We start from the raw sequence: 13,122 nt of genomic DNA, 5'->3' as shown, positions 1-13,122 counted from the left end.
CATCCCATGAGCGACGACAAGACTATGAACAAGGAAAACACGAGCGGCTGCCCCATGCATGCCGGCGGCCAGGATGCGCAGTGGCATGGCGCGCAGATGGATTTCAGCGAATCGATGAGCTACGGGAACTACCTGGCGCTGGACCGCATCCTCACGGCCCAGCATCCGCTGTCGCCGAACCACAACGAGATGCTGTTCATCGTGCAGCACCAGACGAGCGAACTGTGGATGAAGCTGATGCTGCACGAAATGCACGCCGTGCGCGCCAACCTGCAAAGCGGCGACCTGGCGCCCGCGTTTAAAATGCTGGCCCGCGTGGCGCGCATCATGGACCAGCTGGTCCATGCCTGGGACGTGCTGGCCACCATGACGCCGCCCGAATACACGGCCATCCGCCCCTACCTGGGCGCCTCGTCCGGCTTCCAGTCCTTCCAGTACCGCGAAATCGAATTCATTTTGGGGAACAAGAACGCCGCCCTGCTGAACGTGCACACGACAGCGCCCGATACCTACAAGGTGCTCGACGCCGCCCTGCGCACGCCGTCCGTCTACGACGAAGCCATCAAGCTGCTGGCGCGCAGCGGCTTGCATATCGCCCCCGAGCGCCTGGACGCCGACTGGACCCTGCCGACCGCCTCCGACGCCTCGGTCAAGGCGGCGTGGCTGGAAGTGTACCGCGACCCGTCGAAACACTGGGCCCTGTACGAGCTGGCCGAAAAGCTGGTCGACCTGGAAACGGCCTTCCGCTTCTGGCGCTTCCGCCACGTGACGACGGTCGAGCGCATCATCGGCTTCAAGACGGGCACGGGCGGCACGGCGGGCGTGAGCTATTTGCGCAAGATGCTCGACGTGGTATTGTTCCCGGAACTATTCGCCCTGCGCACGGAGCTTTGATTTTACAAGGAGATTTGATGTCGCCTCTCGTCCTGACCCTGGCCGGCCTGTGGAATTCCGGGCCGCAGCACTGGCAAACCCATTGGGAAGCGCGCCACCCGCAATGGTCGCGCGTGCCGCACCGGGAATGGCAGACGCCGGACAAGGACGAATGGGTGGCGGAGCTCGACCGCGCCATCGCCGCCTGCGAGCGCCCGCCCGTGCTGGCCGCGCACAGCCTGGCCTGCACGCTGGTGGCCCATTGGGCGGCCAGCGGCTCGCCGCACAGGATCGCCGGCGCCTTCCTCGTCGCCCCCAGCGACGTGGAAGCGCCCTCCTACCCGTCCGGCACCACGGGTTTCTCTCCCATGCCGCTGCAAGCCTTGCCGTTTCCCAGCCTGGTGGTGGCCAGCGGCGACGATCCCTACGTCAGCTTCGCGCGCGCACGCGCCTTTGCCGCCGCCTGGGGCAGCGACTTCACCATGATCGGCGACGCCGGCCATATCAACGGCGACGCCGGCTACGGCCCCTGGCCGGATGGCGAACAGCTGCTGCTGGACTTCTGCGCCGCGCACCAGCCCTGAACCTGGGCGCGCACGCGCACACGATAGACGCGCGCGCATTTGCCCGCAAGTAAGAACGCAGGCAGAATCGTGGCCTTTCCATTGCGGCGTCCCGGCGCCAGCCTCACGATGAAACGTCCGCTCCTGCCAGTTCTCCTGTCCTTGCTGCTGTGCTCCGCCCTCGCCCACGGCGCGCCCTTCTACGAAGGCAAGACCCTCGCCCATCCCGCCATCACCGCCTCGCAGGACAGCGGGCTGGATATCGCCTTCATCAAGGAAAAAGAGGGCGTCAACGGTTATTACTGCGAGTGCACGAGCAGCAGTTCGAAAACCTTCCAGCTCGACCAGTTCGGCAACGCCGTCATCCGCTCCGTCTTCTACGCGTCGCTGGACAAGGAATCGGACACCAGCGTGCAAACCATGCTGGTGCTGTTCCGCCAGGGCGACAGGAACGGTCTGCGCGCCTACCGCTACCATCGCAGCTCCGGCAAATACCGCCGCCTCGACGGCTTGCAGCCGGCCCTGAACCGCATCGTGGCGCAAAGCGCCGCTCCCAATGCGGGCCAGGTCAAGGCGGCGCTGGCGAAACTGGCGCCGATGGACTACAGCGTCGCGCGCGGCAAGAGCGGCAATGCGGACTTCGACGCCATCGACCACACGCAGGGCACCGTCGTCGGCTACTACAGCGATGACGGCAAGCCCGTGGCCGGTGCTGGCAAGGAGGCCATCACCTACAAGAAAACCTTCCAGAAAAAAGGCGACCGTTTTCTCACCGCCAGCTACACGCTGTACAGCGACGCGGGCGCCGGCATCCTGCCCAATTACCGCCTGTGGCAAGTGACGTGGGAGACGGCGCCGCAGCAGTTCACGGGCAGCGAAGACGGCCCGTCCGTCATCTACAGCCTGGCCTGGGACGACGGCTCGGTGGTGGAGCGGGGCCAGTACGTAAAGGGCAAGCGCCAGGGACTGTGGGTGCGCGATGACATGCACGAAGGCAGCGAGAAAGGTCAATACGTCAACGGCCTGCAGGAAGGCATGTGGTACTTCAACTATCCCAAACAGAGCGAGAGCGGCATGTACCGGGCCGGCAAGCGCGAAGGCCGCTGGACCGTCGTCAACTATGCCGACGAAGACGAAGTGACGGGCTTCGACACCTACGCGGGCGGCCAGCTGAACGGCCCGCACGAACGCCGCATGGGCGGCAAGCTGCGCACGCGCGGCAACTACGTGAACGGCACGCGCCACGGAGCATGGGTCACGGAAGACGGCGACGGCAGCTTTGTCGACGGCTTGCGCGACGGCCCGTGGAAGCTCAAGCTCAAGGACGGTGTCACGCAAAGCGTCACTTTCGTCAAAGGCAAGAAACAGGGCGAAGCCCTCGACACGGATGCGCAAGGCGCGCTGCGCATGCGCGACCATTACCAGGCCGGCGTGCTCGAAGGCAGCCGCACGCGCTATCTGGGCCCGGCCGGCAAGGAGTACGTGGTCTACACGGCCACCTATCGCAACGGCCAGCTGGACGGGCGCGAACAGGCGTTCGACGACAGCGGCAAGATCCTGCGCCTCGATACGCTGTGGGACAACGGCAAGAAGCAGGGCCTGGACGCGCGCTACTACCCGAACGGCAAGCCGGAACGCCTGGCCGTCATCGACCAGGGCAGGCTGCTCACGCACCTGCGCGAATACTACGAAGACGGCCAGCTGCTCAACGACATCCACCGCTGCACCTTCAAGGAGTACGGCAGCACGCGCGACGACGTGTGCGAGTACCACCACATGTACTACCCGGACGGCAAGCCGCAGTACTACTACGCCTTCCAGTACGGACAGCGCCAGGAGGGATACGAGAACTACCCGAACGGCAAGCGCAAGAATGAACTGCTGGTCGACCGCGCGGCCGACACCTCCGTCTTCAACGCCTATTACGAAAGCGGACAGCTCAAATGCACGGAGCCGCGCAGCGGCCACAACACGCGCACGGTCAACGGCCAGACCATGATCAGCTATGCGTCGGCCGACCGCGACGGCGACAATATCTGCTATCACCCGAACGGCAAGGTGGCCAGCATCTACACCTTCCGCAAACGCGTGCTCGTGGAATGTGGCAAGCGCTACGACGACACGGGCAAGCAGACCTTCCCGGGGCCGGAAGGCTGCCCGCCCCCCAGGCAAGTAGACTATCCGATAGGACTGTGAGCATGATGGAAACAGGACAGCCGCTGCGCATACAGAACCCCGAGCGCATCGACGCCGGGGCGATCCGCGCCGCCATCGCCGGCGGCCAGCAGGTGCTGGTGCAGTTCAGTACCCTGGGCGAGCCGGAGCCGCTGCTGGCCGACCTCGACGCCTTGGCCGCCACTTGCGGCACGGCGCTGACCATCCGCATCTACGGGTACGAGCCGAGGATATTCGATGCCCGCATCCTGCGCGCGCTGCCGCATGTGGCCAGCCTGTCCATCGACTGCCACCGCAACGCCCTGTATCTGGAAACGCTGGGCGAGCTGCGCCACCTGAAGCGCCTGAGCCTGGGCGTGTACGAACTGGCGCAAACCGACATCCTGCAGCTGGATAATTTGCGCGGTCTCGATTACCTGCATCTGGGCGAATCTGCCAGGAACAATATCGATCTGGCACCGCTGCGCCAGTATGCGCAGCTGGCCAGCCTGGTCCTCGAGGGCCACCACCAGCATATCGACACCCTGGCCGGCCTGCCGGCGCTGCATGACCTGTCGCTGTACCGCATCAAGAACAAGGTGCCGCTGGATTTCATATCGGAGATGGCCCGTCTGGACAGGCTGCTGCTGTAGCTGGGCGGCCGCGAATCGCTCGCGCACATCGAGGCGCCGCTGTTGAGGAAACTGGAAGTGATACGTGTACGCGGCCTCGAAACGCTGGGCGATATCGGCCGCTTCCCGCTGCTGCAGGCGCTATGGGTGGAAGACCAGATCAAGCTGCGGCAGATCGCGCTGGGCCCCAATCCCGCGCTCGAACACCTGCACCTGCACACCTGCAAGACGCTCGACAGCCTGCCCGGCCTCGCCGCCTTGCCCGCCCTGCGCCAGCTGTCGGCATCCGAGACCATGCTCGACATCGACGCTTTGCTGGCGCATGGCTTGCCCGCGTCCCTGACCCATGCGCGACTGCGCACCGGCAGGAAAACACGCGATGACGCGATCGCCGCGCAACTGGCGCAACTGGGCTACGACAGCGCGCGCGTACTATTGACCTAGCGGGCCTGGCTGCCGGCCGCCAGCTTGCGCTGCCACAGCGCCACGTCGATCATCACGCCGTCCGCACCCGTGTTGCGGATGTAGACGCGGTAGCTGCCCTGCCCCATGTCGCCGTCGAGGTAGGCCGTGCGCTCGTTGCGCTGCAGCCTGGCGCCCTTGGCCAGCTGGCGGTAACGCTCGACCACCGTGTCGAAACTGGCATAGCTGCGCAGCGCCACTTCCAGGTCGCGCGGCGGACGGCCTTCCGCATGGTCCAGCACATTGTTCTGTTTCTTGCCCTTGAGCGTGAGCGGATAGGCGAACACGCCGGCGCCAGCCGACGTCAGCACCGTGGATTTATCGAGCAGCAGCGGCAGCAGCGCCGGCGGATAGGCGGGCGGCAGCTGGGCGCGGTTCCAGCCCGGCAGGGCCGGCTGCGCCAGCACGTATTCGACAGTGGCGATCTTCTGCCCGTCGGCGCCCGCTTCCTTGTCGCCCGCGATCAGCGCCAGCATGGGCGGCAATTGCCGGGCCCAGGCCAGCAAGGGCGCAGCGTCGCCCACCAGCATGCCCTTGCGGTGGAACACCGTCAGCACGGCATTCGGATCGGGATTGCAGACTTTCGCCAGCGGCTGGCCCTCCAGGCGGCAATGCCCGTTCACCAGACCAAAGGCGATGATGACGCCGCGCTTGTCGAGCAACATGGCGCCGCGTTCGCGGCCCTGCTTGCGGTCATTCATCGACGCCAGCAACTGGCGGCCGTCGGCCAGCACGGCGCGCGTGGCGTCGCGCTTTTCGCTGATCGCTTCGAGCGCCTGCGCCAGCAGCAATTCATCGTTTTCCGTGTAGCTGCCGCGCGCGTAACCGAAGAAATCGAACAGGGCCGCGCGCACTTTCGTATCTTCGCTCAGGCGCGGCAAGGGACCGCCGGCCAGCAGGGACGAGAGGCTTTTCCCGGCCGGTGCCGAGGGCGCCGCCGTGGCGCGGACGGGCTGGGAAAGGAGGCAGGCCGCCGCCAGCAAGGCGCCGCCCAGGCTGCGGTAATTCGAAGAAATGATATGCATGATTCTGTCTGTCGGGGGATTTGGCCGCTCTTGCGGCCACGCATGACGCGCCGGCGATTCTAGCATGGCGCCAGTCCCCATGCCGTGCGGCAGGCGGACGGCCCGTGCACCGGCGCGGCTGCTATGATGGCCGCAATGACGACACCAACCCACGCCTCGACACTGCTTGTCCTCCTGCCCGGCATGGATGGCACGGCCTGGCTCTTCCAGCGTTTTGACGCCGCCTTGCGCGCGCAAACCGCCATCGACACCCAAACCGTCGCCTACCCGGCCGCGCCGCTCGACTATGCGGCGCTGGAAGCGTTCGTGCGCGAGCGCTTGCCGCAGGGCCGTCCTTTCGTCGTGCTGGCCGAATCGTTTTCAGGGCCGCTGGGCGCCGCCCTGCGCGCCGATCCGCCGCCCGGCATGCGCGCCCTGGTCCTGTGCTGTTCGTTCGTGCGCAATCCGCGCCCGATGCTCGCGCCCCTGCGCCACCTGCTGGACCTGGTCCCGTTTGGCGCCATGCCCGGCTTCGTCCTGCGCCAGGCGCTGCTGGCGCCCCACTCCACACCGCAGTTGCAAAATGAACTGGCAGCGGCGCTGGCGCAAGTGCCGCCCAGCGTGCTGCGCCAGCGCCTGCGCGCCGTGCTGGAAACCGACGCCTCGCGCAGCTTCGCGCGCGGCAGCCTGCCCGTGCTGTATCTGCGCGCCCGCCACGACCGCCTGGTGCCGCCGGCGAACGCCGTGCAGATACTGCGGCAGGCAGCGGGCGCGCAGCTGGTCGATATCGCCGCGCCGCACATGCTGCTGCAGGCGGCGCCGGAAGCGGCCGCCGCGGCCGTCGCCGCGTTTATCGCGGGCCTGTCAGCCGCGCAGGCGCTCGACTAAACGCGCGCTGGCCAGCACGGCCAGCCAGCTCAAGCCGCCCGACAGCACGCTGAAGTAGATGGCCCGCAGCGGATGCTGGGGCAGCAGGTACGCAAGCACGGCCGCGCCCAGCAAGCAGCACAGCGCAGGCTTCCACCAGCCGGGCGGCAGCACCGCCAGCAGCAGATTCGTGCCCGCATACACGTAAAACACCAGCAGCAGGGCCAGGCCGCCGGCCACGCCGCGCGAGCCGAGGCTGCCGAACAGCTGCGTGTACAGGTAAAACCCCAGCCAGCTCAATGCGATAAACAGCAGGCAGCCCAGCGCATGCGCGCCGAGGACTGCCATCAGGCGGATTTTCATGCTATCCCTAAAAGAAAAAGCCGGCCCTTTCACGAGGAAAGGGCCGGCCCAAATGCCTCAGCCGCCGTGTCGGATTACGCTTGGCCTCGGCGGCCCCGCTAATCCGACCTACGCACCGACAACAAGGCGATTACTTCGCCGAATTGAGCAGCAATTCGTTGAGGCGTTTCACGAAGCTGGCCGGGTCGGCCAGCGAGCCGCCTTCGGCCAGCATGGCCTGGTCGAACAGGATGTTGGCCCAGTCGCCGAACTTGCCGCCTTCCGCGTCTTCATACTTCAGACGCGTCACCAGCGGGTGATTCGGGTTGATTTCCAAAATCGGCTTCGATTCCGGCGCGCTCTGGCCCGCCGCCTTCAGCATGCGCAGCAGGTTGCCCGACAATTCGTTTTCATCGGCCACCAGGCAGGCTGGCGAATCGGTCAGGCGGAACGTGACGCGCACGTCCTTGGCCTTGTCGGCCAATACCGTCTTCATCTTGCCCACCAGGTCGGCGTACGAGGTTTCCGTTTCTTCGTGCTCTTTCTTTTCCGCTTCGTCTTCCAGCGCGCCCAGGTCCAGGCCGCCCTTGGCGACGGAGACCAGCTCCTTGCCTTCGAAGTCCTGGATAAACGACAGCATCCATTCATCGACACGGTCCGTCAGCAGCAGCACTTCGACGCCCTTCTTGCGGAAGATTTCCAGGTGCGGGCTGTTCTTGGCGGCGGCGTAGTTGTCGGCCGTGACGTAATAGATCTTGTCCTGGCCTTCCTTCATGCGCGCCACATAGTCGGCGAACGAGGTGATTTGCTCGTCGCTGTCGTTGGCCGTCGAGGCAAAGCGCAGCAGCTTGGCCAGGCGTTCCTTGTTGGCCGCGTCCTCGCCGATGCCTTCCTTCAGCACCTGGCCGAATTCCTTCCAGAAGACGGCGTACTTGTCCTTCTTGTCCTGCTCGTCCGCGTTCGCCAGCTCTTCCAGCATGCCCAGCACGCGCTTGGTCGAGCCTTCGCGGATCACCTTGACGTCGCGCGATTCCTGCAGGATTTCGCGCGATACGTTCAGCGGCAGGTCGGCCGAGTCGATCACCCCGCGCACGAAGCGCAGGTAGGTCGGCATCAGCTGCTCGGCATCGTCCATGATGAAGACGCGCTTGACGTACAGCTTGATGCCGCCGCGCTTGTTGCGGTCCCACATGTCGAACGGCGCCTTGGCCGGGATGTACAGCAGTTGCGTGTATTCGCTGCGGCCTTCGACGCGGTTGTGCGTGTGCGTCAGCGGCGACTGGAAGTCGTGCGACACGTGCTTGTAGAATTCGTCGTACTGTTCCGGCGTGATGTCGGCCTTGTTGCGGGCCCACAGGGCGCTGGCCTGGTTGACGGTTTCGAATTCGTCTTTCAGGACGGTTTCTTTTTTCTCGTCGTCCCACTCTTCCTTCTGCATCACGATCGGCAGCGAGATGTGGTCCGAATATTTGCGGATGATGGACTTGATCTTCCAGCTCGACAGCAATTCGTCCTCGCCTTCGCGCAGGTGCAGGATGATGTCGGTGCCGCGCGACGGCTTGTCGATCGATTCGATGCTGTAATCGCCTTCGCCGGCCGACTCCCAGCGCACGCCTTCGGAGGCGTCCACGCCGGCGCGGCGCGTTTCGACGGTGATCTTGTCGGCCACGATGAAGCCGGAATAGAAGCCCACGCCGAACTGGCCGATCAGGGCCGCGTCCTGCTGCTGGTCGCCCGACAGCTTGCCGAAGAATTCCTTGGTGCCCGACTTGGCGATGGTGCCCAGGTGCGAGATCGCCTCGTCGCGGGTCATGCCGATGCCGTTGTCGGAAATGGTGATGGTGCGCGCATCCTTGTCGAAGCTGACCTTGATCTTCAATTCGTGATCGTTGCCGTACAGGGCGTCGTTGTCGATCGCTTCAAAGCGCAGTTTGTCGGCCGCGTCGGACGCGTTCGAGATCAATTCGCGCAGGAAGATTTCCTTGTTCGAGTACAGGGAATGGATCATCAGGTGCAGCATTTGCTTCACTTCGGTCTGAAAACCCAGGGTTTGCTTTTCGGAGACAGCCATTTTTACCTCATAGTCTTGTGGATGGGACGGATTCTACGGAGTTGGGGATGGTACAAGCGATTTCAAGAGCCCCCGGCAAATGTGCAGTTTTAGCCCAGTGCGCGGCCGAAAAAATCCCACACGCGCTCGTCCTGCACCGTGGCCAGGTTCAGGCGCATGCGGGTCGACGGCAGCTGGCGCGGCGAAAACAGGCTGCCCGGCCCCAGCACCAGGCCTTCGGCCAGCGCCTTTTCGGCCAGCACATTCGTGTCGCAGCCCGCGTCGGCCCAGATGAACATGCCGGCCGGCGCCGGATCGAAACGCAGGCCGGCACGTTCGGCGCGGCGGTACGTGCCCTCGCGCACCTTGTCGAGCCGCGCGCGCAGGCGCTCCGCATGCTTGCGGTACAACCCCTGCGAGAGGATTTTATACACGACGCGCTCGCCGATGTCGCTGGTGGTGAGCGTTGCCAGCATCTTGCGGTCGGCCAGGCGCTGCGCCCATTCCGGCGATGTGGCGATGAAGCCCACGCGCAGGTTGGCCGACAGGCTCTTGGAAAAGCCGCCCAGGTAAATCACGCGGCGCAGCTGGTCCAGCGCGGCCAGGCGGGTGGCCGGCTGCACCTCGCCGCCGGGATGCATGTCGCAATAGATATCGTCTTCGACGACGAGGAAATCGTGTTGTTCGGCCAGGCGCAGCACCTGGAAAGCCTTGGCCGCCGACAGCGACGTGGAACTCGGGTTGTGCAGCACCGAGTTGATCACGTACAGTTTGGGGCGGTGCAAGGCCGCCAGTTCGGCCAGCACGGCGATATCGGGGCCGTCACCCAGGCGCGGGATGCCGATGACGTGCATGCCCATGGCGGCAAAGGCGCCGAACATCAGCCAGTACGCGGGATCGTCGACGAAAATAGTGTCGCCGGGGCGGGCGAACTCGCGCGCCACCAGGTCCAGCGCCTGCATCACGCCCACCGTGGTGACGATCTGCTCGGGCGGACAGGCGATTTCCAGGCCTGCCAGTTTCAGCTGCAACTGCTGGCGCAGCGGCAAAAAGCCCTGCGGCGATCCGTAACCGAGCAGCAAACTGCCCGGCTGGCGGCTGACGTCGCGCAAGGCGCGCGCCACCAGGTCGCCATCGAGCCACTCGGCGGGCAGCATGCCGGTGCCGGGCGCGGGGATGGCGGGCGTCTGGCGGAACATGTTGCGGATCAGCCAAACCACATCCATCGGCTGCGCCGCCGCATCCTGCGCGCCAGCCGGCGGCGCCGGCGTGTTCAGGGCCGAGCGCTCGCGCACGAAAAAGCCGGCGCCGCGCCGCGACTCGAGGTAGCCGCGCGCCACCAGCTTGTCGTAGCTGGCCACCACTGTGGCGCACGACACCTCCAGGCTGGCGGCGCACTGGCGGATCGAGGGCATGCGCACGCCGCCGCGCAGCAGCCTGTCGTCGATGCGCGCCGCCAGCGAGCGCGCGATCTGGTCGATCAGGGTTTCGCCCGAGGCGCGCGACAGCAAAGGGAGTGTATTGCTCATATGACCATGACAGTATGTGAAATTATGCGTCGAAGTGTATTTGTACTGTATTGCTATTCATCTCTAGGATAGCAGTACGGGGCGGATTGATCCACCCCGCCCCCAGACCCAGCCATTCGCACCAGGACAGCCATGCCATCGCACGCCACCACTTCCCCCAGTTCTCCCCTGCGCCTTGGCGCCGACCGCAAAGGCCTGTTGCTGGGCCTCATCGCCGTCGCCCTCTTCAGCCTGACCCTGCCCTTTACGCGGCTGGCCGTGGCCGAACTCGACCCCACCTTTGTCGCCCTGGGGCGCGCCCTGGTGGCTGCCGGCCTGGCCGGCCTGTGGCTATGGCGGCAGCGCGCGCCAATGCCGCGCCGCGAACAATGGCTGCCGCTGGCGCTCGTGTCGCTGGGCTGCGTGCTGGGCTTTCCCTGGCTGACGTCGATCGCCATGCGCAGCCTGCCCGCCTCGCACGGCGCCGTGCTGGTGGGCATCCTGCCGCTGGCCACCGCCGTGTTTGCCGTACTGCGCGGCAAAGAACGCCCTTCCCCGGGCTTCTGGCTGATGGCCCTGCTCGGCACGCTATTGGTGGTGGCGTTCGCGCTGCGCCAGGGCGGCGGCAGCTTCCACCTGGCCGACTGGCTGATCTTTGCCGCCGTGCTGCTGGCGGCACTCGGCTATGCCGAAGGCGGACGCCTGGCGCAAGCCATGCCGGGCCAGCACGTGATTTCCTGGGCGCTGCTGCTGGCCCTGCCGTTTGTCTTGCCCGTGGTGCTGTGGAACGCCTGGCCGCAGCGCGCGCTGATGGCGCAGGCCAGCGGCGTGGCCTGGCTGGGTTTTGCCTACATCTCCGTGTTTTCCATGTTTATCGGCTTCTTTTTCTGGTACCGTGGCATGGCGCTGGGCGGCGTGGCGCGCGTGGGACAGACGCAGCTGCTGCAGCCTTTCCTCACCCTGGTGGGCGCGGCCGTGCTGCTCAATGAGCCATTAACGGGAGAAAGCCTGCTGTTTGCCGGCGCCGTGATCGCCGTCGTGGGCATCGGGCGCAAGCTGAAGTAAGGTTCCCTGACGCCCATTTGCAACGCCGTTGCGCGTGCGCATGGGCACGGCGGCGTGCAAGCCGTACAATACCGCAGCACCATGGCGACGCCTATCCGGCGCCGCTTGCGCACGCACCGCCACAAGCGGGCCAACAAATCCAGCCGGCGCAGCTCGGCATCTTCTGTGAGACTCGTATGAAAATTGAAAATCCGAATCCGATCCAATGGCGCTTTGCCGAACGCGCGGAACAGCTGCAAAGCTCGTTCATCCGCGAAATCCTGAAGATCACGCAGCGTCCCGAGATCATCTCGTTTGCCGGCGGCCTGCCCTCGCCCGCCACCTTCCCCGTGGAAGAAATGAAGACCGCGTTCGACAAGGTCCTGTCGAACAATGGCAAGGTCGCCCTGCAATACGGCCCGACCGACGGCTACCTGCCGCTGCGCCAGTGGATCGCCGACTCGCTCTCCAGCAACGGCAGCACCATCATGCCGGAACAGGTGCTGATGACGTCCGGCTCGCAGCAGGCGCTGGACTTGCTGGGCAAGGTGCTGATCGACGAAGGCAGCAAGGTATTGGTGGAAACCCCCAGCTACCTGGGCGCCCTGCAGGCGTTTTCCGTCTACCGTCCCGAATTCGTGTCCGTCGACACCGATGACGAAGGCCTGGTGCCGTCGTCGATCGATCCCGTCGCCGATGGCGCGCGCCTGTTGTACGCGCTGCCGAACTTCCAGAACCCGACGGGCCGCAGCCTGTCCGTGGCGCGCCGCGTGGAACTGGTGGAAACCTGCGCCCGCCACGGCCTGCCGCTGATCGAGGACGATCCGTATGGCGCCCTGAGCTACAGCGGCGAGCCGTATCCGAAGATGATCAACATGAATCCGGACGGCGTCATCTACATGGGTTCGTTCTCGAAAGTGCTCACGCCCGGCATCCGCCTCGGCTACGTGGTGGCGCCGATGCCGCTGGTGCGCCGCCTGGAACTGGCCAAGCAGGCGGCCGACCTGCACACCTCGCAGCTGACGCAGATGGTCGTGCATGAAGTGATCAAGGATGGCTTCCTGGAGCGGCATATCCCCAGCATCCGCAGCCTGTACGGCAACCAGTGCCAGGCCATGCTGTCGGCGCTGGAAGAGCACTTCCCGGCCGGCGTCACCTGGACGAAGCCGGAAGGCGGCATGTTCATCTGGGTCACCCTGCCGAAACACATCGATGCGATGAAACTGCTCGATGAAGCCATCGCCAACAAGGTCGCCTTCGTGCCGGGCGCGCCGTTCTATGCCAACACGCCGGACACGCACACCTTGCGCCTGTCGTTCGTGACGGTGCCGCCGGAACGCATCCGTGAAGGCATTGCCATCCTGGGCAAACTGATCGCCGCAAAAATGTAATCGCACGCTCCACGCCCCGCAACCGCGGGGCGTGTCCCCCGCTGCCCCGGCGCCACCGGGCACGCATCTTTTCCGTTTAAAAACAGCTTTCACGATAGCAACTGCGTTTATCTATTTTTAAAAATAGCATAAAAATAATATTTTCACGCCTCGCGGAACATCGATTTTTTCACCCAAAAAATTGGCGAGGCGGTATGATTTGACCGCTGCATCAGATTTGAACCCGGTCAGC

Annotated in this window: 12 protein-coding genes; 8 read left to right on the top strand and 4 right to left on the bottom strand. The window is 65.1% G+C overall.

Going from position 1 to position 13,122, the window contains the following annotated elements; all coding sequences use genetic code 11:
* The first annotated feature begins 6 nt into the window (after positions 1–6).
* The 5 genes from kynA (at position 7) to ACQ4W4_RS12185 (ending at position 4,666) form a co-directional block, all read left to right on the top strand.
* Positions 7–894 carry a tryptophan 2,3-dioxygenase gene (kynA, locus tag ACQ4W4_RS12205; protein WP_436542235.1) on the top strand — a complete coding sequence of 296 codons (888 nt, stop codon included), beginning with the start codon at positions 7–9 and terminating at the stop codon, positions 892–894.
* Positions 895–911: 17 nt separating this feature from the next.
* A complete protein-coding gene (locus ACQ4W4_RS12200; protein WP_436542234.1) occupies positions 912–1,457 on the top strand; it encodes an RBBP9/YdeN family alpha/beta hydrolase in 546 nt (181 codons plus the stop codon).
* Between the two features lie 108 nt (positions 1,458–1,565).
* On the top strand, positions 1,566–3,632 hold the full coding sequence (locus tag ACQ4W4_RS12195; RefSeq protein ID WP_436542233.1) for a toxin-antitoxin system YwqK family antitoxin: 2,067 nt from the start codon (positions 1,566–1,568) through the stop codon (positions 3,630–3,632).
* Positions 3,633–3,634: 2 nt separating this feature from the next.
* Positions 3,635–4,243: a hypothetical protein gene (locus ACQ4W4_RS12190; protein WP_436542232.1), complete on the top strand. Its 609-nt coding sequence runs from the start codon at positions 3,635–3,637 to the stop codon at positions 4,241–4,243.
* Between the two features lie 57 nt (positions 4,244–4,300).
* Positions 4,301–4,666 carry a hypothetical protein gene (locus tag ACQ4W4_RS12185; protein ID WP_436542231.1) on the top strand — a complete coding sequence of 122 codons (366 nt, stop codon included), beginning with the start codon at positions 4,301–4,303 and terminating at the stop codon, positions 4,664–4,666.
* Here ACQ4W4_RS12185 and ACQ4W4_RS12180 read toward each other — a convergent pair.
* Positions 4,663–5,709 carry a hypothetical protein gene (locus ACQ4W4_RS12180; RefSeq protein ID WP_436542230.1) on the bottom strand — a complete coding sequence of 349 codons (1,047 nt, stop codon included), beginning with the start codon at positions 5,707–5,709 and terminating at the stop codon, positions 4,663–4,665. The two genes, ACQ4W4_RS12185 and ACQ4W4_RS12180, sit on opposite strands and share 4 nt — an antisense overlap.
* A 135-nt stretch (positions 5,710–5,844) precedes the next feature.
* Here ACQ4W4_RS12180 and ACQ4W4_RS12175 point away from each other — a divergent pair, with 135 nt between their 5' ends.
* The gene (locus ACQ4W4_RS12175) at positions 5,845–6,576 is read left to right on the top strand and encodes an alpha/beta fold hydrolase (RefSeq protein ID WP_436542229.1); all 732 of its coding nucleotides are present in this window, start codon (positions 5,845–5,847) and stop codon (positions 6,574–6,576) included.
* Here ACQ4W4_RS12175 and ACQ4W4_RS12170 read toward each other — a convergent pair.
* The 3 genes from ACQ4W4_RS12170 to ACQ4W4_RS12160 all read right to left on the bottom strand — a co-directional run bounded on the left by ACQ4W4_RS12170 (position 6,553) and on the right by ACQ4W4_RS12160 (position 10,476).
* Positions 6,553–6,918: a hypothetical protein gene (locus tag ACQ4W4_RS12170; RefSeq protein ID WP_436542228.1), complete on the bottom strand. Its 366-nt coding sequence runs from the start codon at positions 6,916–6,918 to the stop codon at positions 6,553–6,555. The genes ACQ4W4_RS12175 and ACQ4W4_RS12170 overlap by 24 nt on opposite strands.
* A gap of 130 nt (positions 6,919–7,048) precedes the next feature.
* Complete coding sequence (gene htpG, locus ACQ4W4_RS12165; RefSeq protein ID WP_070257762.1) at positions 7,049–8,968, bottom strand: molecular chaperone HtpG; 1,920 nt, start codon at positions 8,966–8,968, stop codon at positions 7,049–7,051.
* Positions 8,969–9,057: 89 nt separating this feature from the next.
* Positions 9,058–10,476: an aminotransferase-like domain-containing protein gene (locus ACQ4W4_RS12160; protein ID WP_436542227.1), complete on the bottom strand. Its 1,419-nt coding sequence runs from the start codon at positions 10,474–10,476 to the stop codon at positions 9,058–9,060.
* Between the two features lie 132 nt (positions 10,477–10,608).
* Between ACQ4W4_RS12160 and ACQ4W4_RS12155 the strand changes: the two genes are divergently transcribed.
* Complete coding sequence (locus ACQ4W4_RS12155) at positions 10,609–11,520, top strand: DMT family transporter (RefSeq protein WP_436542226.1); 912 nt, start codon at positions 10,609–10,611, stop codon at positions 11,518–11,520.
* A gap of 176 nt (positions 11,521–11,696) precedes the next feature.
* Entirely contained in the window at positions 11,697–12,890 is a 1,194-nt protein-coding gene (locus ACQ4W4_RS12150) for an aminotransferase-like domain-containing protein (RefSeq protein WP_436542225.1), read from the top strand.
* Positions 12,891–13,122: the final 232 nt, after the last annotated feature.

Origin of the sequence: Janthinobacterium glycogeni, from assembly GCF_051380725.1 — a bacterium.
Taxonomy (GTDB): domain Bacteria; phylum Pseudomonadota; class Gammaproteobacteria; order Burkholderiales; family Burkholderiaceae_D; genus Janthinobacterium.
Note: the sequence above shows the minus strand (reverse complement) of the source record. Positions and strands in the feature narration are given on the sequence as shown.